28 protein-coding genes are annotated in these 24037 nt (G+C 45.6%); 16 read left to right on the top strand and 12 right to left on the bottom strand.

Features of this window, described 5'->3' with window-relative positions; genetic code table 11:
• Positions 1-272 precede the first annotated feature (272 nt).
• The 5 genes from AZ46_RS17615 to AZ46_RS17595 form a co-directional block, all read right to left on the bottom strand.
• Positions 273-455, bottom strand: coding sequence for a YfhD family protein (locus tag AZ46_RS17615; RefSeq protein WP_029285923.1), 183 nt, complete (start codon positions 453-455; stop codon positions 273-275).
• 547 nt (positions 456-1002) lie between these two features.
• Positions 1003-1131 (bottom strand): YfhE family protein, encoded by a 129-nt coding sequence (locus AZ46_RS21635; RefSeq protein ID WP_081414248.1) that lies wholly within the window; start codon positions 1129-1131, stop codon positions 1003-1005.
• Between the two features lie 108 nt (positions 1132-1239).
• Positions 1240-1797, bottom strand: coding sequence for a GNAT family N-acetyltransferase (locus AZ46_RS17610; RefSeq protein WP_029285924.1), 558 nt, complete (start codon positions 1795-1797; stop codon positions 1240-1242).
• 457 nt (positions 1798-2254) lie between these two features.
• Positions 2255-3385, bottom strand: coding sequence for an amidohydrolase (locus tag AZ46_RS17600; RefSeq protein WP_029285928.1), 1131 nt, complete (start codon positions 3383-3385; stop codon positions 2255-2257).
• Between the two features lie 29 nt (positions 3386-3414).
• Complete coding sequence (locus AZ46_RS17595; protein ID WP_029285930.1) at positions 3415-4311, bottom strand: TIGR01777 family oxidoreductase; 897 nt, start codon at positions 4309-4311, stop codon at positions 3415-3417.
• Between the two features lie 163 nt (positions 4312-4474).
• On the opposite strand from AZ46_RS17595, the gene recX reads away from it, so the two are divergent.
• Positions 4475-5287, top strand: coding sequence for a recombination regulator RecX (recX, locus tag AZ46_RS17590; RefSeq protein ID WP_029285932.1), 813 nt, complete (start codon positions 4475-4477; stop codon positions 5285-5287).
• A 5-nt stretch (positions 5288-5292) separates the two neighbouring features.
• On the opposite strand, the gene AZ46_RS17585 is transcribed toward recX, so the two are convergent.
• On the bottom strand, positions 5293-5949 hold the full coding sequence (locus AZ46_RS17585; RefSeq protein ID WP_029285934.1) for an SDR family NAD(P)-dependent oxidoreductase: 657 nt from the start codon (positions 5947-5949) through the stop codon (positions 5293-5295).
• Positions 5950-6021: 72 nt separating this feature from the next.
• On the opposite strand from AZ46_RS17585, the gene AZ46_RS17580 reads away from it, so the two are divergent.
• On the top strand, positions 6022-6363 hold the full coding sequence (locus AZ46_RS17580; RefSeq protein WP_029285936.1) for a YfhH family protein: 342 nt from the start codon (positions 6022-6024) through the stop codon (positions 6361-6363).
• Positions 6364-6400: 37 nt separating this feature from the next.
• Here AZ46_RS17580 and AZ46_RS21630 read toward each other — a convergent pair whose 3' ends face one another.
• On the bottom strand, positions 6401-6559 hold the full coding sequence (locus AZ46_RS21630; RefSeq protein WP_081414247.1) for a YpzG family protein: 159 nt from the start codon (positions 6557-6559) through the stop codon (positions 6401-6403).
• Positions 6560-6591: 32 nt separating this feature from the next.
• Entirely contained in the window at positions 6592-6753 is a 162-nt protein-coding gene (locus tag AZ46_RS17575) for a small, acid-soluble spore protein K (RefSeq protein ID WP_029285938.1), read from the bottom strand.
• Between the two features lie 99 nt (positions 6754-6852).
• Between AZ46_RS17575 and AZ46_RS17570 the strand changes: the two genes are divergently transcribed.
• Positions 6853-7122 carry a YfhJ family protein gene (locus AZ46_RS17570; RefSeq protein WP_029285940.1) on the top strand — a complete coding sequence of 90 codons (270 nt, stop codon included), beginning with the start codon at positions 6853-6855 and terminating at the stop codon, positions 7120-7122.
• A 34-nt stretch (positions 7123-7156) separates the two neighbouring features.
• Here AZ46_RS17570 and AZ46_RS17565 read toward each other — a convergent pair whose 3' ends face one another.
• Positions 7157-8137, bottom strand: a complete 981-nt coding sequence (locus AZ46_RS17565) for a metal-dependent hydrolase (RefSeq protein ID WP_029285942.1) — start codon at positions 8135-8137, stop codon at positions 7157-7159.
• Positions 8138-8371: 234 nt separating this feature from the next.
• On the opposite strand from AZ46_RS17565, the gene mutY reads away from it, so the two are divergent.
• A complete protein-coding gene (mutY, locus tag AZ46_RS17560) occupies positions 8372-9466 on the top strand; it encodes an A/G-specific adenine glycosylase (RefSeq protein WP_035319472.1) in 1095 nt (364 codons plus the stop codon).
• Between the two features lie 28 nt (positions 9467-9494).
• On the opposite strand, the gene AZ46_RS17555 is transcribed toward mutY, so the two are convergent.
• Positions 9495-9719 carry a hypothetical protein gene (locus AZ46_RS17555; protein WP_029285946.1) on the bottom strand — a complete coding sequence of 75 codons (225 nt, stop codon included), beginning with the start codon at positions 9717-9719 and terminating at the stop codon, positions 9495-9497.
• A gap of 89 nt (positions 9720-9808) precedes the next feature.
• Between AZ46_RS17555 and fabL the strand changes: the two genes are divergently transcribed.
• From fabL to AZ46_RS17530, 5 genes are all read left to right on the top strand, one after another.
• A complete protein-coding gene (fabL, locus tag AZ46_RS17550; protein WP_029285948.1) occupies positions 9809-10561 on the top strand; it encodes an enoyl-[acyl-carrier-protein] reductase FabL in 753 nt (250 codons plus the stop codon).
• Between the two features lie 83 nt (positions 10562-10644).
• Entirely contained in the window at positions 10645-10830 is a 186-nt protein-coding gene (locus AZ46_RS17545; RefSeq protein WP_029285950.1) for a gamma-type small acid-soluble spore protein, read from the top strand.
• A gap of 1224 nt (positions 10831-12054) precedes the next feature.
• Positions 12055-12222, top strand: a complete 168-nt coding sequence (locus tag AZ46_RS22015; protein ID WP_161781223.1) for a GIY-YIG nuclease family protein — start codon at positions 12055-12057, stop codon at positions 12220-12222.
• Positions 12203-12412, top strand: coding sequence for a hypothetical protein (locus AZ46_RS17535; RefSeq protein ID WP_029285954.1), 210 nt, complete (start codon positions 12203-12205; stop codon positions 12410-12412). Before AZ46_RS22015 ends, AZ46_RS17535 begins: the two co-directional genes overlap by 20 nt.
• 237 nt (positions 12413-12649) lie before the next feature.
• Positions 12650-13570, top strand: a complete 921-nt coding sequence (locus AZ46_RS17530; protein ID WP_081870245.1) for a glycerophosphodiester phosphodiesterase family protein — start codon at positions 12650-12652, stop codon at positions 13568-13570.
• 237 nt (positions 13571-13807) lie between these two features.
• Here AZ46_RS17530 and AZ46_RS17525 read toward each other — a convergent pair whose 3' ends face one another.
• Positions 13808-15316: a phytoene desaturase family protein gene (locus AZ46_RS17525; RefSeq protein WP_029285958.1), complete on the bottom strand. Its 1509-nt coding sequence runs from the start codon at positions 15314-15316 to the stop codon at positions 13808-13810.
• 21 nt (positions 15317-15337) lie between these two features.
• Complete coding sequence (locus AZ46_RS17520; RefSeq protein WP_235728243.1) at positions 15338-15889, bottom strand: methyltransferase family protein; 552 nt, start codon at positions 15887-15889, stop codon at positions 15338-15340.
• A gap of 210 nt (positions 15890-16099) precedes the next feature.
• Between AZ46_RS17520 and AZ46_RS17515 the strand changes: the two genes are divergently transcribed.
• The 7 genes from AZ46_RS17515 to AZ46_RS17485 all read left to right on the top strand — a co-directional run bounded on the left by AZ46_RS17515 (position 16100) and on the right by AZ46_RS17485 (position 24020).
• Positions 16100-16351, top strand: a complete 252-nt coding sequence (locus tag AZ46_RS17515; RefSeq protein ID WP_029285962.1) for a YgaB family protein — start codon at positions 16100-16102, stop codon at positions 16349-16351.
• A 139-nt stretch (positions 16352-16490) separates the two neighbouring features.
• Complete coding sequence (gene ntdP, locus AZ46_RS17510) at positions 16491-17021, top strand: nucleoside tri-diphosphate phosphatase (RefSeq protein WP_029285964.1); 531 nt, start codon at positions 16491-16493, stop codon at positions 17019-17021.
• A 110-nt stretch (positions 17022-17131) separates the two neighbouring features.
• Entirely contained in the window at positions 17132-18895 is a 1764-nt protein-coding gene (locus AZ46_RS17505) for an ABC transporter ATP-binding protein (RefSeq protein WP_029285966.1), read from the top strand.
• A gap of 322 nt (positions 18896-19217) precedes the next feature.
• On the top strand, positions 19218-20219 hold the full coding sequence (locus AZ46_RS17500; protein WP_029285968.1) for an ABC transporter ATP-binding protein: 1002 nt from the start codon (positions 19218-19220) through the stop codon (positions 20217-20219).
• Positions 20200-21168, top strand: a complete 969-nt coding sequence (locus AZ46_RS17495) for an ABC transporter ATP-binding protein (RefSeq protein ID WP_029285970.1) — start codon at positions 20200-20202, stop codon at positions 21166-21168. Before AZ46_RS17500 ends, AZ46_RS17495 begins: the two co-directional genes overlap by 20 nt.
• Before the next feature lie 50 nt (positions 21169-21218).
• On the top strand, positions 21219-22826 hold the full coding sequence (locus tag AZ46_RS17490) for an ABC transporter substrate-binding protein (RefSeq protein WP_029285972.1): 1608 nt from the start codon (positions 21219-21221) through the stop codon (positions 22824-22826).
• A gap of 192 nt (positions 22827-23018) precedes the next feature.
• Positions 23019-24020 carry an ABC transporter permease gene (locus tag AZ46_RS17485; protein ID WP_029285974.1) on the top strand — a complete coding sequence of 334 codons (1002 nt, stop codon included), beginning with the start codon at positions 23019-23021 and terminating at the stop codon, positions 24018-24020.
• The last annotated feature ends 17 nt before the right edge of the window (positions 24021-24037 follow it).

Raw genomic sequence — 24037 nt, 5'->3', positions numbered from 1 at the left:
ATCCACAATGGGATAAAAGAGGCATGTACGAAGATATCCACAGATGATATACGTTTCGAAACAATAATGTAAAGCGTTTACACGACTTATGCACATTATCAACAGTTTAAACACAGACTTTCCGTGAAATCTGTGGACTGTGGGAATAAGGTGAATAGAGGGGATGTTCATGCCGGAAAGATATTATTCACATTATCAACAGGTGTGTGGATAACTTTATCCCCATTTGAAAGCCAGTGACGGAAGAACCATCACTGGCTGATTTTTTTCTGCTATAATGATTTTCCCTGACGCTGGTCGGCAGCTTTTGCTCTAGCCTGAGCTTCTTTGTCTGCACTGTCTGCGAGTTCAGCTGAATATTCCTCGTAAACACCGTCAGCTTCTTTTTTTAAGTTTTTCGGTACTTGAGGCAAGTTGCTCTTGTTTTTGGACTGCTGGCTGTTTGCTCTTCCCATGGTAAAAGCCCCCCTAAAAAAAGTTGAACGCAAGGTTCTTGTTTAGTGTGGATTATTTGGGAGGACTTATGCTGGTAGTTGCTGACTTTAGGCGTTAAGCTCACATACGGTCAAGCGGTTATTTGTCTTTGAGCTGGTTAAGAACACTTTCCAGGGAGCGATCATGAAAGTTTGTGTTGCTAACTCAGATTAAGAACACTTTCCAGTGAACAATCAACAGAGTTTGTGCTGCTAACCCAGGTTAAGAACACTTTCCAATGAACCATCAGCAAAGTTTGTGTTGCTAACCCAGGTTAAGAACACTTACCAATGAACACTCAACAAAGTTTGTGTTGCTAACCCAGGTTAAGAACACTTTCCAGTGAACAATCAACAAAGTTTGTGCTGTTAACCAAGGCTAAGAACACTTATCAAAGAGCAATCATCCAAGATTGTGCTGCAAACCCAACTTAAGCGCACTTTCCATAAAGCAATCAACAAAGAAAATGCTGCAAACCAAGGTTCACAGCACTTTCCAAAAATATTCACCAGCGTTTATGCTTCTGCCTCAGCGTCCGCTCTTACTGCCTATGTACCCGCCCGCGCGGTCTGCCATTTTAAATTCTCGGGAATAGGTTACTTCTTGAGCGCCGCTTAGAGAGTTGCGTGTTTTTTCGCGTTTTCTTTTGTCCGACATGCTTTTTCACCCTTTCGAATTTGTGTCACATCTATTTTCGTCATCGCGGCAAAATCTCATACAAAAAAACCTGCTTTGTATGAGCAGGTTTTTTAGGCTTTTCTTATTTTATGCCTCTTTAAGATGCTGTTCCTCTGTTTCTGCAGCGGTGCGCACCGTATAGAAGGTGTAAAGGTCTTTTGAAATTTCGTATAGGTTATAGATATCTTCACCCTGATTGATTTCATCAAGGAGCGGTTTTCTTGTTTCGTTCGCGTAGACAACGTACGGCAGTTTTTCGGCTGCTTTTGTTGAACGGACGTTTTTCTTGCGGATGCGAAGGAAAATCCGGTCGATGCCAAGCTCAAAAAAGAGTTCATTGAAGAAGGCATCTTTTGCGGCTTGGTTATAGCCTTTTCCGTGGTATGGTTTCCCGAGCCATGTGCCGAGAAATCCTGCGTTGTCCTGGATGTCAAACAGACTGATCGTTCCGATTGGAGAGCCCCATTCATCAAGAATGGTACGTGAAATTAATTCCCCGCGCTCTTCTGCTTCAATTGTCTGTTTGGTTAAAAAAAGATATTCATCAATTGATGCTGCTTTGTGGCGCACAAATGGGAAGACATCAGGGTGGATCATATGATCATATAGCGGCTGACTGTCATGAATATCACGTTTTTTAAGCATTTGCTGTCCCTCCAACCAGAGGGCAGACTTACAGACTTGTCGTGTGAAAGTCCCACCCTCGAAATTTTTTAAATTAGCCAAAAAATTTCGGGGTGGGAATCGAACCCACTAGGACCAGTTTACTGGTGGCGCACCATTTGCCTTCCCACGCAATTGCATCATTCGGTTTTTAGTAATAACTTCAGGAATACTTAGACTCGGTTTTCGATGTCCAGCTGCAGCGCCCAACTCCTCTGTCAGAACAAAATCCCCCAAAAAGTCAAACCCGGACTTTTCGGGTGATTTCTTATCTGACTGCCGGAGCAAAACGGGCGCTTCCGCTTTTCTAGCATATTACTCTTTCCTCAAGTATCATACTCGATTTTTTTTCAAAATGGAACAATTTTTTTTGTTAATTTTATGTGAATTTGAGCACATTTTTTGAGACTGAGAAAGCGCTGTTTTTCAAGAGGGAAATTCAGGTTTTTTGATAGACTATTTTCCCATTTATCATTGTCAGCCCGGGCTTTGCGAGGTAGTGGAACGGGTGGTGGTTCCACAGGACGATGTCGGCGTCTTTTCCCGGTTCAAGGCTTCCGACAAGGTGGTCGATCATCAGGTTTTTGGCAGCAGTTATGGTGATGGATTCAAGAGCGAGTTTTTCGTCAAAACCTTCCCTTACGGCGATGGATGCGACCACGTTCAAATACTGGATCGGGGTGTAGGGGTGGTCCGTCGTGATGGAGACTTCTACCCCCCGGTCAGCGAGTGCCTGATACGTTTCCCAGCTTTTGTTTTTGAGTTCGATTTTTGATTTGCGGGTAAGGGTCGGGCCTACGCTTACTTTGATGTTTTTACCGATAAATTCATCTGCGATCAGATGGCCTTCTGTACAGTGTTCAATCCTTAAATCCAGATCGAATTCTTCTGCAAACCGTATTGCAGACAGGATGTCATCTGCTCTGTGTGCGTGAATGCGGACTGGGATTTCACGGTTCAGCACTTTTTTAATGGGGATGGATCTGAAGTCATCGCAGTCATTCATGCTGCATTTGGCTTTATAAAAAGCTTCCCTGAGCATGCCCATGATGCCCATTCTTGTAATGGAATCCTTATTGCCGTGGCTGTGAATGCGCTTCGGGTTTTCGCCCAAAGCAATTTTAAGAGCAGCCGTTTCCACCACGAGCATGTCTTTGATATTGATGCCGTGGGTTTTGATGACGGATGTTGTTCCGCCGATTACGTTTGCGCTGCCCGGCATGACGTGGACGGTTGTTATGCCGTACCTGACTGCATCTTTAAAGCCCTGATCAAGGGGATGCACGCCGTCGAGTGCACGAATGTGCGGAGAGAGCACTTCAATGGTTTCATTCGCATCATTGCCTGCCCAGCCTGTTCCTTCATCATACAGACCAAGGTGTGTATGAACATCGATAAAGCCGGGGAAAAGAAACTGCTCCCCGCATTCAATGATGGCTGCATCAGGCGGGGCAGGGAGGTTCTTGCCGATTGCTTTGATTTTGCCTCCTGTCACGAGCAGATCTGATTGATAGAGCGTTTTTGACGTTATGGGATAAATGGTTGCATTCCTGAATAAAAAGCTGTCCATGGCAAACTCCTATTCTGAGTGTCCGATCGTTATTTTAATAAGTCTGACAAAGCATTCTCTAGTATTGGAAATGTAAAAGTAAAGCCGTTTTCTGCAGCTGCTTTTGGAATGACGCGCTGCCCTTCAAGGACGAGGATGCTTCGCTCCCCAAGCGCCAGTTTCAGTGCGAAGCCCGGTGCAGGAATCCAGTGGGGGCGGTTCATCACTTTTGCAGCGGTTTTCCCGAATTCCTTCATCTGCACTGGATTTGGAGAAACGGCATTCACGGGGCCTTCTATTGTGCTGTCTTTCATCACGAAATCAATAAGTCTCACTACATCATGTATATGAACCCATGACATCCATTGTGTGCCTGAGCCCACTGTCCCTCCCGCAAATAATTTATATGGAAGAAGAATGGCTGGAAGAGCCCCTTTGTCACCGAGAATGATCCCGAAGCGGACAAAAACGGTGCGGACACCAAGTTTTCCGATTTCCGCTGCTTCCTGCTCCCATTTCATGACGGTCTCTGACAGAAAATCAGTAGCGCCAGGTGCGGATTCTTCCGTAAAGGTCTCGGTTTCCGACGTTCCGTATATGCCGACAGCGCTTGCGTTTACATGGACTTCAGGTTTTTTCTGGAGATTGTCAATGATTCTGTATACTTCACGGGTTGTTTTGATTCTGCTTTCAACGATTTCTTTTTTATTTTCCTCCGTCCATCTGTCGTTGATGGATTTGCCTGCAAGGTTGATAAAGGCATCAATGCCCTCAAGTTCTTTTTCAGGAGCAGCGCCGTCTGTCATCCATTCAACAAACCGGACGCCGCTTTTATCGCTTTCTTTTTTCGATCTGGTTAAAATCAGCACTTCATTTCCGTTTTCAGCGAGATAGTCGGTCAGCTCGTTTCCGACAAAGCCCGTTCCGCCTGCGATTGCTATTTTCACGGTCATCACTCCTTGTTATTCTCTTTCCTTATAATTCAGCACTCAAACCCCGATAATCCTTTTTAATATGCTCTGCTCCGGAAAGTTTTTTGGTTCAGTATGCAGCAGTTCTTTTTAAAAGGTGCAAAAAGGGAAATGTGATAAAATAAAGGGGAGGTGTCCTATGCCAACAATATCGAAAATAACGACTCAAAAGAGCAGTGAAGAACGGTTTAATGTGTTTTTGAATGATGGCAAAGGTGAAAAATTCGCCTTCAGCGTCGACCAGAACATTCTATTGAAGTATGGCCTGAAAAAAGGGCTTGAACTGGATGAGATGGAAATCCTCGAGATCCAGTACGGGGATTCGGTCAAAAAGGCGTTTAACAAAGCGATTGAATTTCTCGGATTCAGAATGAGATCCGAGAAGGAAACGGCCGATATGCTTTTGAAAAAAGAATACCCCGAATCGGTTGTGACAGAGGTCATCCATCAGCTTCGGCATTATAAATACGTAAATGACAGTGAATTCGCGGATGCATTTGTGCGGACACACTGGAAAACCGGGGGAAAAGGACCGGGTGTAATTAAAAGGGAGCTTTCCTTAAAAGGCATTGATAAAGTAACGGCGGAAAAGGCGTTGGAGCAGTATACAAAAGAGGATCAGATTGAACAGGCAATGGTCCATGCCGAGAAAACGGTAAGAAAAGAAGCAAAAAGCTCCACTGTTCAGACAAAGCAGAAGATAGAGCAGACCCTTCTTCGAAAAGGATTCAATTTCGATGTGATTTCAATCGTTACGGAAGAAATGACATATGAGAACAATGATGATGAAGAATATCAGTCTCTGGTGAAGCAGGCAGAAAAACTTCAGCGGAAGTACGCTAAAGAAAAGCCGTCAGCATACCGTCTCAAGATGAAGCAGGCGCTGTACAGAAAAGGGTTCCAGATAGACATGATCGAACGGTTCCTGAATGAAGAAGAGGAGCAGGACTGAACGCCCTACTCCACAATGATTTCAGATCTCCCGTCATCAAGACTGTATATTTTTTCAGCAATAACGTCGGGTGATCGGAGCCGTGATTTATCTTTAATATGATCGCTTTCGTTCCAGAACGGTGTGTCCATGCCGCCCATGTATGCTCCTGACAGAACGATGCCAGTTCCCTCATATTCTTTTACGAGGCTCTCAGTAAAGCCTCTCAGGGCAAATTTGGAGGCGCAGTAGGCACTTTCATTCACTTTTCCTCTGAGGCCTGCTGTTGAGATAATGTTCACGATTTTTCCTTTTTCTATGTAATGCTTTAGAAATGCCTGTGTTAAAAGAATGGTGCCAAACACATTTGTATCGAGCATTTCTTTGATTTGATCAGCGGGCATGTCCGTGATTGGACCAAAGTGGCCCACTCCTGCGTTATTGATCAGCGCAGTGACAGGATGACGGCTGAAGAGGGTGTCTGTCAGCCGTTCAATCTCCGCATGAGACCTGATGTCAAGCTCATATGTAAATACCTGCTTATCAGGCAGCAGCTGTTTTGTTTCCAGCAGCTTTTCCGTGCTGCGCCCGAGAAGAATGATCTCGTCAAAATCTATGCTGTAGGCCAAGGCGAGTGAGCGTCCGAGTCCTGAGCCTGCACCTGTGACGACTAGTGCTGTCATTAAAATCACTCCTATAGATGTCATACATTTATTTTATCCTTTTAAAGGGCAAAAAAGAAAGGAAGTACCATCATGCAGACAAAACGCTACAGCACGATGACAGAATATGAACTGAAAACAGAAATCGCCGCTCTTTCCGAGAAAGCCCGCAAAGCCGAGCAGCTAGGCATGGTCAATGAATTTGCGGTGCTTGACCGCAAGATTACGATGGCAAAGGCCTATTTGCTTAACCCAGATGATTTTAAGCCTGGGGAAGTGTATGAAATAGAAGGTGCACCGGGCTCATACTTTAAAATTGACTACATGAATGGTGTATTTGCGTGGGGGAACCGTCTTGAATCCCCGGACTCAGAAGAGGAAGGAATACCGATTTCAATGCTTGGCCGAAAAAAAGAAGAAAACGAACCACGCTGAATCTGATTCATTCAGCATGATTCGTTATGCGTTTAGCCTATGATCTTTTTCGTGTCTGACGCTCGAGAATGATTAAATCCTGAGTCTGCTGCGTCTGCCCGTTTACCTGCGCATGCGCATGCTTTGGGTTGGCCCAAGGCTGCTGAAAAGGATTAGCCATTCGATTTTCAAAAAACTTTTTATGTGTTGACCCCATTATAAGCACCTCCGCAAAATGTGTGCAGTCTTTTAAAACTGATTTTCGCGCTCGCCGGAAGCTCTCATGCGTTCCTGCGGATGTGTGTTGATGGTTCCGTCGGCCCGTTTGGACGCGAAATCATCTTTTGCTCTTGGCTCTCCTTCAAACTTATTGCTTGACTGGATCGGAAAGTCTTTCGCTTTATTCCGCATTCGTATGACCTCCAATGGGTTTAAACTAGCTTCATTCGAAGCCTACTTATAGTATGTGATGCTTCCGCAAAAACTATAAACAGAACGGGGTGATGAAAAATGGAAATGTATCACGACCGGCTTGCCCGGCTGCTTATGGAAAAAAATCCTGCCCTGTCCTATGACAAGGCGAGAACATGGGTTGAACTGCTGTGGGATGATTTTGAGACAACGTACGCCAAAGCGGGGGAGAAGTACCGCGGGAAAAACATGACGGAGAAGATTGTCACGCAGTGGATTGTCAACTACGGTGACAAACTGCATCAATTTTTGGCGACGAACCCGAAATACAGTCATCTTTTGAATGACAGCGACGGCATGCTCCATTAAAAAAACTTGGCCCCATTCTTGGGAGCCAAGTTTTTTATTCCGGCAAAAGGTCTAATTTTTTCCGTAGCTTTTCTTCACTGAAAATCCATCCTGTATAGGAGCTGACAATATTCAGGTTCTGATCGAGCTGGACGATCGCAACAAAGGGGTAATGGCCTTTGCTTCTGTATCTCAGGTCGATGAATTTCACTTCATAGTGGTCTGTATACTCATCCACTTCCCACCGGTACACGGGAGAAAAAGACAGAAAGGCCGAGATGTTTTCATCCTCTTCAGCTGCCTGAATGATTGCCGTCTGAGGGACGGGAACTCGGTCATACTCATCAAGTATCGTTAGTTTGCCGTTCAGCGACCGTCCCACATAGAAATGGGATTTTGTAATAATCGCCACGCGCCACCGTCTGAATTTCAACGTCGGGGAAATGATGATTTTTTCCACTTCGCTGTATTTTTGATGGATTTTTTTCACAATGCTTCTTTTCATAAAGAAGCGTAAAATGTAATAGAAAAAGACGATGACAAAGACGGTCAGAAACGTGTACCCTGCTGGTGTGCCGAAAACCCAGAACAAGATGCCAACACAGTATATGGCAAACAGAATCGGGTCAAACGTGTTGATCATGCCGAGCGCCACCCATTTGTGGGAAAACGGCCGCAGAGCCTGTGTGCCGTACGCGTTGAAGATATCAACGAATACATGCAAAACGACCGCAATTGTTGTCCACATCCCAAGATGCAGCAAATCAGAGCCGGGGTAGAACCAGTACAGCAAGCCGGTGATCAGCACCGACCAGAGAATCACCGCCGGAATGGAATGGGTGATGCCGCGGTGATTGCGGATATATTTTGCGTTATTTCGGAATTTGAGTACTGTATCAAGATCAGGAGCCTGTGAACCGGCAATCGCTCCGATCATGACTGCCTGGGCTGTTACCGGGTCCGCACCGACAGCGGGATCCAGTGTCGCAAGTCCGCCAAGGGCAATGCCCATCACAACGTGTGTGCCTGTATCCACTTTGCAAAACCTCCTGTCACATTCTTATGAAGACTGAGCTTTTCCTATCCCTTCTGAAAAGAATAAGTGTGCTCTATATGGCATTTTGCATGGAACGGCATGAAAGAGTCAAACACTAACATGCTTTCCCTTTTTAAATACGGATAAATGCTGTATGATTTCTAGGTTGAAAACAAAGATACCCTTTTATTTTCCCAAATATCCAATAAAAATAACATGAGAGGAAAGATAAATATGCTTGATGCAGCCGATAAGAATCTGCACTCATTACATATAGAAGATTTCAGGCGCGACTTAATCTCATGGTACCTGCGCGAAAAAAGAGATCTGCCGTGGAGGCTTGACCAGGATCCATATAAAGTATGGGTCTCAGAGATCATGCTGCAGCAGACAAGGGTGGACACGGTCATTCCTTATTTCCTGAAATTCACGGAGAAATTTCCGACACTTGAAGCACTTGCAGCTGCTGATGAGGAAGATGTGCTGAAAGCGTGGGAAGGACTTGGCTACTACTCGCGCGTCCGCAATCTTCAGTCTGCGGTAAAAGAAGTTGTAAGTACTTACGGAGGCATCGTGCCGAATACGCCTGAGGAAATCAGTAAGCTGAAAGGTGTCGGTCCCTATACGAAAGGGGCAATCCTGAGCATCGCATACGGGGTGCCGGAGCCCGCTGTTGACGGAAATGTCATGAGAGTCATGTCGCGTATTCTTTCAATCTGGGAAGACATCGCGAAACCGAAGACAAGGACCATTTTTGAAAAGATTCTTTATGAAGTCATTTCTAAAGAACAGCCGTCTGAATTTAATCAGGCGCTCATGGAGCTTGGTGCAATCGTATGTACGCCGACGTCCCCGTCCTGCCTGATCTGTCCTGTAAGAGAACATTGCCAGGCGTTTGAAGAAGGCGTTCAGACGGAACTTCCCGTAAAAAGCAAAAAGAAAAAGCCAAGGCAGGTAACAATGGCGGCGGCTGTATTAAAGGACGCAGAAGGAAATTTCTATATTCACAAACGCCCGTCATCCGGACTCCTTGCAAATCTGTGGGAGTTCCCGAACTGTGAGACGGAAGTGGAGCTGCTTTCTCAAAAAGAACAGCTTGTAAGGTACTTGCATGAGGAATATGAAGCAGATGCTGAGCTTGAACCCTTGTCAGGAACCATTCAGCATATTTTTTCCCATCTCGTCTGGAATATCTCTGTCTATGCAGGAAAGCTGAAGCCGGGCAGCATCCCCAATAACCTTTTAAAAGTGACAGAAGAAGAAATGCAGAAATATGCCTTTCCCGTTTCCCATCAGAAAATTTATCAGATGACAGAAGCGCATAAATAAAATCCGGCCGGATGCGGCCGGATTTTTGTCAATCATAGCTCACTCTTGTTCCGTGGGTGTAATCCGCCTCGCCGCGCTTCAGGCCTCCGCGGGCTTCAATCTCCTCGATGATTTCGCGGTGGATCGTCTGGCCCTCGGCGTTTAAATACGGCATCATCTGCTGAAGCCCGTGGTGAAAATATGCAAGCTCACTGTCTTTCCATTCGTGTATGGACATCATTGACAGTTCCGTCATATCTCTGCCTACGTACATGATGAACTCCTCCTCTACTACTCGCTTTTCCTATTGTTTGATACAATAAGGGCAACTATACGAACTACAGCACTTAAGGAGATGTCAATATGAACCAGAACAAAACCGCTCTAATTACAGGAAGCAGCCGCGGCATCGGCAAAGCAATCGCTCTCCGCCTTGCCGAACAGGGCTATAATATCGTGATCAACTATGCACGCAGCAAAAGCGCTGCCCTGCAGACAGCGGAAGAAATTGAAGCACTTGGCGTCAAAGCGCTTGTTGTGAAAGCAAATGTGGGAAAGCCTGAGAAAATCAAAGAAATGTTTGCCGAAGTTGATGAGACGTTCGGCAGACTTGATATTTTTGTCAATAACGCGGCATCAGGCGTTCTTCGTCCGCTGATGGAGCTTGAAGAAACGCACTGGGACTGGACAATGGATATTAACAGCAAGGCTCTTTTATTCTGCGCCCAGGAAGCGGCCAAGCGTATGGAAAAAACGGGCGGAGGCACAATTGTCAGCATCAGCTCCCTCGGCTCCATCCGCGTCCTTGAAAACTACACAACCGTAGGCGTTTCAAAAGCTGCGCTGGAATCATTGACACGCTATCTGGCTGTAGAGCTCGCATCCAAAAACATCGTGGTCAACGCAGTTTCAGGCGGGGCGGTCGACACAGAAGCGCTCAAGCATTTCCCAAACCGAGAAGAATTGCTTGCTGATGCAAGAAGAATGACCCCTGCCGGAAGAATGGTCGACACAGAAGACATAGTCGACGCCGTTGAATTCCTCTGCTCTGAAAAAGCCTCGATGATCAGAGGGCAGACCATTATTGTAGATGGCGGCCGTTCTCTTTTGATGTAAATCGATCCTGAAAAAAAGATCGAAAAAAAAGCGGATATAAAAATCACCTCCGGGACATGATAAATTTCGTGGAGGTGATAAACATGGCAAACCAACAACAACCAAACAAATCACAAGCAGGCACAAGCGCACAACACGTGAAACAACAAAACGCTCAAGCTGCTCAAGGTCAACAACAATACGGTGCTGAGTTCGCAAGCGAGACTGACGCTCAACACGTAAAGAAGTACAACCAGCAAGCTGAAGCTAAAAAGAACCAAAACTCATAATCGAACCGTTTAAAAAACGAAAAGAAACACTTCTCCCCTTGTGTGGAGAGGTGTCTTTTTTTGTTGTGGGGGGAGCGGGCTGAATAAATGAGAGCTGAAGGGTCAAAACAGGATCGCATGTGACTCTTCAGAGCAAATCAAAGGAGATGAAGGGTCAAAACAGGGTCGCATATGACCCTTTAGAGCAAACCAAGAGAGCTGAAGGGTCAATACAGGATTGCATATGACTCTTCAGAGCAAACCAACAGAGGTGAAGGGTCAAAACAAGGTCGCATATGACCCTTTATAGCAAACCAAGAGAGCTGGAGGGTCTAAACATGATGGCATATGACCATACAGAGCAAACCAACAGAGGTGAAGGGTCAAAACTGGGTTGCATATGACTCTTCAGAGGAAACCAACAGAGCTGAAGGGTCAATACAGGAGTGCATATGATTCTTCAGAGGAAACCAATAGAGTTGAAGGGTCAAAACAGGATGGCATATGACTCTTCACAGCAAACCAATAGAGCTGAAGGGTCAAAACAGGATGGCATATGACCCTTCACAGCAAATCAAAGGAGATGAAAGGTCAAAACAGGAACGCATATGACCCTTCACAGCAAACCAACAGAGCTGAAGGGTCAAAACAAGGTTGCTTATGGTCCTTCAGAGAAAAGCAGCGGATATCGCTTAGTTCGTTGTACTTATCGGGGAGAAAGGAACCATCAACAGCGGATTTTGTATGGTTGGTGGTACTTATCAGGGAGAATGGAACCAACAACAGCGGATATCGCTTGGTTGGTGGTACTTATCGGGGAGAAAGGAACCCTCAAGTGAGGATTTCGTTTGGTTGGTGGTACTTATAGAAGAGAATAAGACCACCAACGGCGGCTCTCGCTAGCTCGGTGGTACTTATGTCAGAGAATCAAACCATTAACGGAGGATTTCACTTGGTTGATGGCAGTTATTGCAGAAAATAAAAACACCAATGTATATCATTGACTTATACCAAACAAAACGTTTGTAATTAGTTATACTAATTTAATGAACGTTTGTTATACTGAGGCTTCACTTGATTTGTGGTGCAGTTTTTTAAAAGGTCTGGGCATTCACGAAAAGGAAGGTGTCTGGTTTGCGGATTGGCCTGAATTAGAGGATTATGAAATGGGACCCGCCAGTATAGCTTGGACGATGTGGAATATTATTAGGGAATAGTGGACCGTAAACCCGATGGAAGTGAGTATTGGATAAAAAAGTAATGGGAAGCAGCAGGTGGAGATCAACGAAAAGGAAAAAAGAGCTAAAACAGCAACTTAATGAAACTCCGCCTGAAGCAGCTATTTATCAAATTAGAAATAAGAAAGAAAGTTACAAAAAGGAGGGAAATTCAATTGGAATTTCAGGTATCTGAATTAATTGAAGCAAAACGTCAAATTGAATCAACTATACACAAACTAAAAGAAACAGTAAAAACGCTGGAAGGCAAAGAAAATCCTGACCGATATAAATCTCAAATTACCCTGGCTAAAAGACGGTTAGAAGCATTTAGTATTTCAATATCTCTTATTGAAAGAGAAATAAGTGATCTTGATAAAAAATAGTTAAATCATCACTCGCAAAGTTTTAGCAAACTGCTCAAGGATTGTTGTTAATCGATAAAGGAGCTAATCGTATTCTCCTTTTGTATGACGAAAAATGATTATTGTTTATTATTCCAGCTATTGAGGTCATTTTGCTCTCGACAACTCTTATCATATAAATGAGGGGAATATAATCAAGTGAACGTTAAAAAAATTGCAAAAAGAACTTTATTCATTTTACTATTACTGGCTTTGTTTATGTTTGTAAATAATAGTTCACTTTTTACAAAGGAACGTAGTGGCGAGCCTATGCTTTTAGCGCATCGAGGATTAGGACAGACCTTTCGCATGGAGGGGATAACGGCAGAAACCTGTACGGCGGAAAGAATGTACGAACCAGATCATCCATATCTCGAGAATACCATTCCTTCTATAAAAGCGGCATTTGAAGGGGGCGCAGACATCGTTGAAATTGATGTCCAACCTACTTTAGATGGAGAGTTTGCGATTTTCCATGATTGGACTCTTGATTGTAGAACGGATGGTAAGGGCACCACTCGGGAACATACGATGGAAGAATTGAAACAGCTGGATGCAGGATACGGATATACCGCTGACAACGGAAAATCTTTTCCTTTTCGGGGCAAAGGAGTAGGGTTAATACATACACTCGATGAGGTACTGGAAGAGTTTCCAAACGGATCTTTTCTTATTCACATTAAAAGCGATGATCCAAAAGAAGGAAGTCAACTAGCAGATTATCTCTCAAAATATCCTGATAATAGGTTAGAACATCTTTCAGCATACGGCGGTGATCAGCCTATTGCTACCCTAAAAGAAGCCATACCAGACATGCGTGTAATGTCCAAAGAAACATTGAAAAGCTGCCTGCTCACATATATAGCAGCCGGCTGGACTGGCTATATTCCAGCGGCGTGTGAAAATACGCAGTTACACATACCAGAAACTTATTTTTCTTACTTGTGGGGGAGTTCAGACAAATTCCTCAATAGAATGGATAGTGTCGGTACGAGAGTTATCTTAGTTGCCGGTAGTGGCGGATGGTCAGAAGGGTTTGATGAAGAACAAGATTTAGAGCGTCTGCCAAAAGGATATACTGGTGGGATCTGGACAAATCGTATAGATATTATTTCTAAAGTTATTCAGGAAAGAGATTAGCTAATAGCTGGATGTAAGTTAGGCAACAATCTACAAATTCAAAAATAAAATGATCATTACATACAAATTTCAGGTTGCATAAGCGAACAAATCGAAACAGTCTGGGGTGTAGGGGACAGTTTTAAAGCTAATAATTTCATCAAAAAAGAGCGCATGATATCTTATGCGCTCTTTTTGATAGGAAATTTAGCTGGATGGGATTCGTAAATTTTGAAAATGTTAGATCTCTGAGATAACCTATTTCACAGCAGCAAGCTCATTCTCTTTAATCAAATCCGCTGTCAGCTGGCCGGAGAGGGTGACCATCGGCACGCCTCCGCCGGGGTGGGTTGAGCCGCCGACGAAGTACAGGCCTTCGTACAGCTGGCTTTTGGACGGGATTTTGAATCCGCTGTTTTTCTTCTTATCAGATGCGACTCCGTAGATGGATCCGCCGTTTGGACCGTAAAGCTCTTCAAGGTTCTCAGGGGTAAAGCGGTATTCGAATTCGATGGAGTCCCGGAGTCCGGTCATGCCCATCCGCTCGAGTTTGTTCAGGACAAGTTCTCTGTATTCGTCCCAGTCGATGCTTGTTTTTGCTCCTTCTTTAAGAGGAGGCACGTGCGTCAGCACAAAGAGGTTGTCTTTTCCTTCAGGAGCCTGGCTTGCGTCGGACCTTGCAGAGATGCCGATGTAGATGGTTGGGTCATCTGCGGGTACTCCCTGATCAAAAATTTGCTGGAATTCTTTTTTCGGATCTTCTGAGAAGAAGAAGTTGTGGTGTTTTAAGTTTTCAAACTTCCGGTCTGTTCCAAGCAGAAGCACGAGTCCGGATACGCTCGGGATGAATGACTTGCCGAGCTTTTTCACTTCACGCTTTACTTCTCCGGTTGACGGAGCAAGGTTCCGGTAGGCAGGAATGGCTTCCAGGTTTGAAATAACGACATCGGCGCGGTAGACATCCCCGCTCTCTGTCACAACGCCCGTCACTTTTTTGCCTTCGAGCTCAAGGTGGGCAACAGGTGTGTCTGTTTTCACTTCGATTCTCAGTTCGTCCATGACTTTTTTCATACCTTCTGCGATTTCGTACATTCCGCCTTTTACGTAGTGAATGCCTAGGCCGAGCTGTACATAGATCAGCTGATTCAATATGGCCGGCGCGGAGTATGGGTTTGAACCGACGTACATGACAAAGAAGTTGAAGAGCTGCTGCAGGTGCTTTGAATCAAGGTATTTCTCTGTTCCATCTGCAACCGTGCTCAGCGGATCCATCGCCATCAAGTCTTTCAGGGTATGGTGTTTTTTCAGATCTTTCAGGTCTTCAAGGCTGTATTTGTAAAAGCTTTTCAGACAGAGGTCATACATTTTTTCGCTGTAGGAAAGGAGGCTGCTCATGCTGCCGTGCGGTTCATTCGACACCTTTGCCATCTCGGCAATCATCGTCGGCAGGTCGCTTGATACATCAATGGACGTGCCGTCTTCGAAAAAAGTGCGCCACTGCGGTTCGACACGTACAACAGATATGTAATCTTCAAGGTGCCTGTTGACGCTTTTAAAGAGCTTCTCGAGCACCCACGGCATTGTCAGGATGGAAGGGCCAGTATCAAACGTGAAGCCTTTCCCGGACCTGCGGTTTAGCTTGCCTCCGACATTGCTGTTTTTCTCTAAAACGGTCACATCATAGCCGTCTGCCGATAGTCTGATTGCAGCAGACATGCCTCCAAGTCCTGCTCCGACTACAACGGCTTTCTTTTTCTGATTTAACATGCAAGCACCTCCAGGTAATGGTTAATATATAGGCGGAACAAGGCGGTATCTTTTCTCTGCCCAGCTCCGGTATTCCTCTCCGTAAGCTTCAATCAGCATCTTTTCTTCAATTCGAATCCGTTTAAGCAGGCCAAGTGCGGCGGCTGTCCCCCCTGCGCCTGCAAGCACAGCATTGCCGAGAGAAAGGCATATGCCGATGATAATGAGCAGGAGTCCTGTATAGAGAGGATGCCTCAGCCTGCGGTACGGGCCGGAGCTGACAAGCGCATCTCCCTGCCGGAATGATACATGGCGGGTAAACTGCTCTTTCAGGTGAAAAATACCCCAGTATCTCAGAAGAACCCCTGATGCATATAGAACAATGCCTGCCGCATGAACAAGGGTGCTGCCGACATAAAAGATGTTCCATTCCCTCATTAGAACAGCCATTGAAATGGTGAGGGCAATGACGAAAAGCAAAAAAGGATAGGACCGCCTTTCCTGCATTTCGCCCTCAGAAGTTCCCCTGTTCCGGAAAAGAATGAATTCAGCCATCCAGCTGACGGTGATCACTAAAAAGAGAAGGGAAATCAAAGAGCGGCTCATCTCCTTTAAATAGCATTAGAACTTTTATCCAATTCCCCTATTTTATGACCGGCAAACCAGTTAAAGCGCATAGAATGTGCTGAGCCCGCCTGAATTTTTCCGACAAAACCTCTGATTCCTCAACAGATAAAGTCAAAGGAGAACCGTTTTAAAAACCGAATTGGTATAGCGGACAAATAAGCGGAGGTGCAAATGAACTTGAAGGATTTTGATGCATTGGTGGGCCGCCAGCTTGAGACAATGGATAAGCTGCTGTATCTTCAGGGAGAGATTGAGAGATGCCAGGAGCTGAAAGAGCAGCTGAACAATCTCCCGGGTGAGGCGTGCGGGGAGATTCAGGAGGAGATTGAGATTATGAAGGAAGAGCTGCAGTCCATTCAGAAGGTTTTTCAAAAACAGACAGAGGAGGTCATCCGGTCGTATCAGATCAGGGAGCCTCTGCATAAGTAACCGACCAGAAGAGTCTCCGGCAAACACGGGCGGCTCTTTTATTTTCTTTTTTAAACGGCAGGCGGTATAATGGTAAAAACGAAAAGTTGACAATCTTTGCTTATTTGCGGAGCGGCGATATAGAAAGTAGGGGAGCAAAATGGGATTTCCCAAGGAAGGAGACAGCATACAGATACATAGTTACAAACATGACGGGCATATCCACAGAATCTGGGATGAAACCACTGTCCTGAAGGCAAGCGGACACTGCATCATCGGCGGAAACGACCGGACGATCGTAACGGAATCCGACGGAAGAACGTGGATTACCCGGGAGCCGGCCATCTGTTACTTTCATACAAAATACTGGTTCAATGTAATCGGCATGATCCGGGAAGACGGAATCTACTATTACTGCAACATCAGTTCGCCATTTGCATGGGATGATGAAGCCCTTAAATATATTGACTATGACCTGGATGTGAAAATTTTTCCCGATATGACGTACATCATTCTTGATGAAGATGAGTACGAATATCACCGTAAGAAAATGAATTATCCGAATGTGATCGACTTGATTTTAAAAAGCAATCTTGAGAAGCTGCTTCGCTGGATCAGGCAAAGGAAAGGTCCTTTCTCGCCTGACTTTATCGATGAGTGGTATGAGCGCTATCTGACACATGTGAAATGACAAGCACAAGACAAATGAATGGGTTGTTTTTTAAGAGCCTGTTTTCTAAAGCAGGCTCTTTCTGCATGGGGTCGGCATGAACCGCGCGTAAAAGCACAAAATAAAAAGAAATGAGAGGGGGAGACAAAACCTTGAGTTCAGTTAAACGCTACATGAAATTTGTTAAACCCTACAAATGGCAGATTGCAGGGACAATCGCAATTGGAATCATAAAATTTTCCATACCTCTTCTTACGCCCCTGCTTCTTAAATATGTAGTAGATGACATTCTCGGCGGCAACATGTCCGCTGATGAAAAAACGGGAAAGCTGTTCGCGATCATGGGCATTATGTTTGCAATTTTCCTGATTGTAAGACCGCCGATTGAATATTACAGACAGTATTTTGCGCAGTGGACAGGCAGCAAAATCCTCTATGATATAAGGGACAGTTTGTTCACCCATCTTCAAAAACTGAGTCTGCGCTATTATGCGAATACAAGAGCGGGAGAGATTATTTCCCGCGTCATCAATGATGTGGAGCAGACGAAAAACTTTGTCATCACCGGGCTGATGAATGTATGGCTTGATATTTTTACGATTGTCATTGCCGTCATCATCATGTTCACGATGGATATTAAATTGACACTAGTATCCATTGTGCTTTTCCCGCTGTACGGTTTTTCGGTGAAATATTTCTATGGAAGACTGAGACATCTGACAAGAGTGAGATCGCAGGCGCTTGCACAGGTTCAGGGCCATCTCCACGAAAGAGTGCAGGGGATGCCTGTCATTCGGAGCTTTGCGATTGAAGATCATGAACAAAAAGAGTTCGATAAGGAAAACCATAACTTTTTAAGCAAAGCCATTGACCATACTAGCTGGAACGCAAAGACCTTTGCCGTGGTGAATACGATTACTGACGTTGCACCGCTGCTAGTCATTGCTTTTGCAGCTTACCAGGTCATTCACGGGAACATGACAGTCGGAACTATGGTGGCGTTTATCGCCTACATTGATCAGCTTTACAATCCGCTGAGACGTCTTGTGACATCTTCCACAACGCTGACGCAGGCTCTTGCTTCTATGGACCGCGTGTTTGAGCTGATTGATGAAAAATACGATATTACAGACAAGCGCGATGCGAAGGAAGCCAAAGACATCAGCGGCACCATTAAGTTTGACCATGTTTCCTTCAAATACGATGAGAAGGAACCGATGATTCTTGAAGACGTATCGCTTGAGGTGAACAGGGGAGAAACCGTTGCGCTTGTTGGAATGAGCGGCGGCGGAAAGTCGACATTCATCAGTCTGATCCCGCGGTTTTACGATGTAACCGAGGGCAGGATTCTCCTTGACGGCACAGACATCCGGGAATACCGCGCTCAAAGTCTGAGAGATCAGATCGGGATGGTGCTTCAGGATACGTTCTTATTCAGCCAGACTGTTAAAGAAAATATCCTGATCGGGAAACCGGGAGCTAGCGATGAAGAAGTGTTTGAAGCGGCAAAAGCTGCGAATGCACACGATTTTATCCTTGGTTTTCCGGAAGGCTATAACACAAAGGTTGGCGAGCGCGGAGTCAAGCTTTCGGGAGGGCAGAAGCAGCGCCTTGCCATTGCGAGGGTCTTTTTGAAAAATCCGCCGATTCTTGTCCTTGATGAAGCAACCTCTGCACTGGACCTTGAAAGCGAACATCTGATTCAGGAAGCTCTTGAGAAGCTTGCTGAGGACAGAACGACCTTCATTGTCGCCCACAGACTGTCGACCATCACACATGCCGATAAGATTGTCGTAATGGAAAACGGGAAGATTGTTGAAGAAGGCACCCACGCCGAATTAATGGAAAAACAGGGCCACTATTTTGCTCTGTTCCAGATTCAGCAGCTGGATTAGCCCATATTTTTCTATCATAATAAAAATACTTTTCAGCAGATATAAAATGCTAAATTAAGTAAAAATAAGCAGTCCTTTGCGGATTGCTTATTTTTTATGCTTCAAATGACATGAATAAGACCTTATTCACCGCCTTTTGGAAAAGATAGGAACGGGTGGAAATAGGAAGAATGAACTATTTTAATATTTAGAATTTTTAGTCTATAATTTGTACATATCCAAATTTTAAGTAGTTTTAATAGTATCTTACAGAAATAACATGACATAGCGGGTCATCCGGCTTCATATGCTGTTTAGGGTGTCCAAACTGGGGGTGAGCGGTCTGTCGCGGGAAAAGATTTTAGAAATCAAAGATTTGAGCATTACGTTCCTGCAGGGAAAAGAAGAAACGCGTGTCGTTGATTCGATCAGGTTTGACGTACATAAAGGGGAAGTTCTCGGAATTGTCGGGGAATCCGGCTGCGGAAAGAGCGTAACCTCCCTATCCATTATGGGGCTGCTGCCCAAAAAAACTTCAAAGCTTTCAGGTGAGATCCTGTTTCAGGGAAAAGATCTGCTGAAGCTGAACGAAAAATCGCTGCGCAAACTGCGGGGAAATGAACTGGCGATGGTTTTTCAGGAGCCGATGACGTCTCTTAATCCGCTGTTTAAAATCGGAAACCAGCTTGAAGAGTCTCTACGCGTTCATTTAAGCCTGACGAAAAAACAGGCGAAAGAGCGAGCAATTCAAATTTTAAAGCTTGTCGGCCTGCCTCGCCCTGAAGAGCTGTACGGGGAGTATCCGCATCAGCTTTCAGGCGGAATGAGGCAGCGCGTCATGATTGCCATGGCGATGATCTGCGATCCGAAGGTGCTGATTGCAGATGAACCGACAACGGCGCTTGATGTGACGATTCAGGCTCAGATCCTGAAGCTGATGAAGGATCTGAACAAAAAAATGGAGACCTCGATTGTCTTTATCACACATGACCTCGGAGTTGTGGCGGAAATGTGCGACCGCGTCATGGTCATGTATGCCGGACAAGTTGTGGAGGAAGGCAGCGTCAAAACCATCTTTAAAAATCCGAAGCATCCGTACACAAGGGGCTTAATGAAATCTGTTCCGGACATCCGGAAGAAAAATGAACGGCTGTATTCCATCTCGGGCCAGGTGCCGCGTCCGGGCACCGTGCAGACAGGCTGTCTGTTTGCAGGCCGCTGCGAATATGCGATGGCAGAGTGCGTGAAGCATTCGCCTCCGCTGTATAAACTGCAGGATTCGCACCAGTCGAGATGTTTTTTAGCGAGAGAGGAGGCTTTAGAGCATGACGAAGCCTTTGCTTAAAGTAGAAAAGCTCACGAAGCATTTCCCGATTACGGGAGGGGTGCTCGGCAGAAAAGTGGGAGCGGTAAAAGCGGTCAATGACCTGTCATTTGAAGTTTACGAAGGAGAAACCCTAGGGATTGTAGGAGAATCCGGCTGCGGCAAATCAACGATGGGGCGCCTGCTCCTTAAATTGATTGAACCGACTGACGGTTCGGTCGCCTTCCGCGAGGAGCAGCTGCTGACGAAATCTCCCAAGGAAATGAGAAAAATGAGGCGGGAGCTGCAGATGGTTTTCCAGGATCCGTATGCTTCTCTGAATCCGAGAATGACCGTAGAACGAATTCTCGAAGAGCCGCTCATTGTCCACGGAATTGGCAATAAAGAAGAGCGCCGCCAAAAGGTGAAAGAGATGCTCGGGATTGTCGGACTTGATGAAGCCTACGGCAAGCGCTATCCGCATCAGTTCAGCGGAGGTCAGCGCCAGAGAATCGGGATTGCAAGAGCGCTGATGACCAATCCGAAGCTCATCATTGCAGACGAACCGGTCTCTGCCCTTGATGTATCCATCCAGTCGCAAATCCTGAATCTGCTGAAGGATCTGCAGAAGGAATTTTCCCTGACGTATATTTTCATCTCCCATGATCTCGGGGTTGTCCGCCATATAAGTGACAGACTCGGAGTTATGTATTTAGGGAGTTTAGTAGAGCTTGCTGACAGTGAAAAGGTGTATGCAGATCCGCTTCACCCGTACACGAAGGCGCTTCTGTCCGCTGTACCGCTGCCTGATCCGGAAGCGGTAAAAGAGCAGATTGTGTTAAAAGGGGATCTTCCTAGCCCGTCTGACCCGCCAAAAGGGTGCGCGTTTCACACGAGGTGCCCGGCATGCTTTGAACCATGCATGGTCAAGAAGCCTGCATGGAAGGAAGTTAAAGAAGGTCATTATGTCGCATGTCACTTGTATGAGTGACACGGGACGTGATTGATAGATTCATCACTAGAAATTAGGGGGATGTATGCGTGAAAAAGAAAAGCCTGTTAGTCTCAATTATGTTTGTGCTGCTTTTATCAGCGGCCTTGATGGGCTGCAGTTCTGACAGCTCTTCATCAGAAGGCGGCGACGGCGGAAGCAGTGAAAAGAAACAGGACAGCCTCGTTTTTGGACGCGGCGGTGACTCTACTTCGCTGGATCCGATTACAACAACTGAAGGGGAAGCCTTCAAAGTAACAGTCAACGTTTTTGAAACACTCTTAAACTATGGTGAACAGGATACAACAGTACAGGAAGGCCTTGCAACGAAATGGGAAGTGTCAGAGGATAACCTGACTTACACGCTTACTCTTAGAGAAGGCGTCAAATTCCATGACGGCACAGACTTCAATGCAGACGCGGTTGTCTTCAACTTTGAACGCTGGATGAACGGGGATGCAGACAAATTCCCTTACTACACAATGTTCGGCGGCTTTAAAAAGGACGAAGGACACGTCATTAAAGAAGTAAAAGCAGACGGCGATTATAAAGTTGTTTTCACATTAAAACGTCCTCAGGCTCCGTTCTTAAAGAACCTTGCCATGTCTCCTTTCGGCATTGCGAGCCCGGCAGCTATCGAGAAGCACGGCGACAAATTCAGAGAAAATCCAGTTGGAACTGGCCCATTCAAATTTGTAGAGTGGAAGCCAAACGACAGAATCGTTCTTGAAAAGAATGAAGACTACTGGATGGAAGGCTATCCAAAATTAAATCAGGTTATCTTCAAATCGATTCCTGAAAACTCAGCACGCTTAAATGCCCTTCAAACAGGCGAAATCGACTTAATGGATGGCGTAAACCCATCTGATACGAAATCTATTTCAAGCAACAGCGACCTTCAGACGTTCGAACGTCCGTCTATGAACATTGGCTACGTTGGTTTGACAACAAACCGCAAGCCGCTTGACAACAAGCTTGTGCGCCAGGCACTGAACCATGCTGTTGACAAGCAGGGCATTATCGATTCATTCTACGGCGGACTTGCAGAGCCTGCGAAAAATCCAATGCCTCCATCACTTGAAGGCTATAACGATGACATTGAGCCTTACCCGTATGACCTTGAAAAAGCAAAAGCCCTTCTAGCAGAAGCAGGCTTCCCGGATGGATTTAAAATGGAACTTTGGGCAATGCCTGTTCCTCGTCCATATATGCCTGAAGGAATGAAAGTAGCGGAAGTCATCAAATCAAGCTTTGCCAAAATCGGTGTTGAAGCAGAAATCAAAACGTACGACTGGGCTACTTACCTTGACAAAGCAGCAAAAGGGGAAGCAGACTCATTCATGCTTGGATGGACAGGCGACAACGGTGATGCCGACAACTTCCTTTACACGCTTCTTGACAAAGACAGCATCGGCAGCAACAACTACACGTACTACAGCAACGACGAGCTTCATGACATTCTGATTGAAGCACAGTCCAATGCTGACCAGGAAAAACGTAATGAGCTATACAAAAAAGCACAGGAAATCATTAAAGAAGATGCACCTTGGATTCCGCTTGCGCACTCTACGCCAATCCTTGCGGGAAGCAGCAAGCTGACGAACTTCAAGCCGCATCCAACAGGTTCTGACATCCTGACAAAGGTCGAATTTAAGTAATGAGTTGAGAGGAGGACCTGTCCTCCTCTCTTTTTTAAAAAGCAGAATGCATAAATATGTCTAGCTACAGCACCCAGCTCCTCTGCCAGAACAAAATCACCCGAAAAGTCAAAACCGGACTTTTCGTGTGATTTCTTATCTGTCTATCGGAGCTAAACGGGCGCTTCCGCTTTTCTAATGAGAGGTGAGAAAATGGTTTCATACACAATAAGAAGAATTGGTTTGCTCATACCTGTTCTGATCGGGATGACGCTCGTTGTCTTTTCCATCATCAGAGCCATACCGGGGAACCCGGCACAGGTCATTCTCGGGCAGCGTGCAACGCAGGAGGCCATTGAAAAATTAACACAGCAGCTTGGACTCGACCAGCCTTGGTACATACAGTATTTTGATTATGTCGGCGGACTTCTGACAGGTGATCTTGGACAATCGATCCGGACAGGTGCCGCCATCAGCAAAGAGATGACGCCATATCTTGCCGCTACAATGGAACTGACATTCTTTGCGATGGTCATTGCCATCGTTGTCGGCATTAATGCGGGGATCATCAGTGCATGGTTCCGGAATTCATGGTTTGACTACTTGGCGATGATCATTGCCCTTATTGGCGTGTCGATGCCGATTTTCTGGCTTGGCCTGATGGAGCAGTACGTCTTCTCGATCAAGCTTGGCTGGCTGCCGACAACGGGCAGGGAGGAAATCAGAAATCCTGTAGACAGCATCACAAATCTGTACCTGCTTGATACCCTTCTTCAAGGAAGGTTTGATCAGTTCGTTCAGGTGCTGAAGCATATTCTCATGCCGGGAATTGCCCTCGCTACAATCCCGATGGCCATTATTGCAAGAATCACAAGGTCGACCATGATCGAAGCGATGGAATCCGATTTTATCAGAACAGCCAGAGCGAAAGGCCTTCATATGTTCTGGGTTGTGTACAAGCATGCTTTGAAAAATGCAGTCATTCCAATTTTAACAATTATCGGTCTTCAAACAGGACTGCTTCTCGGAGGGGCGATCCTGACAGAAACCATCTTCGGCTGGCCGGGGATGGGCAGGTACATTTTCGATGCCATCAGCTACCGGGATTATCCGGTCATTCAGTCAGGCATTTTGATCATTGCCGCCATCTTTGTTTTTATCAATCTGATCGTCGATCTCTTGTATGCAGCCATTGATCCGAGGATTAAATACTAGAAAAGGGGGAGAATGCC

Source organism: Metabacillus indicus LMG 22858, from assembly GCF_000708755.2.
GTDB classification, from domain to species: domain Bacteria; phylum Bacillota; class Bacilli; order Bacillales; family Bacillaceae; genus Bacillus_P; species Bacillus_P indicus.
This window is presented reverse-complemented; position numbering and strand designations above follow the sequence as displayed.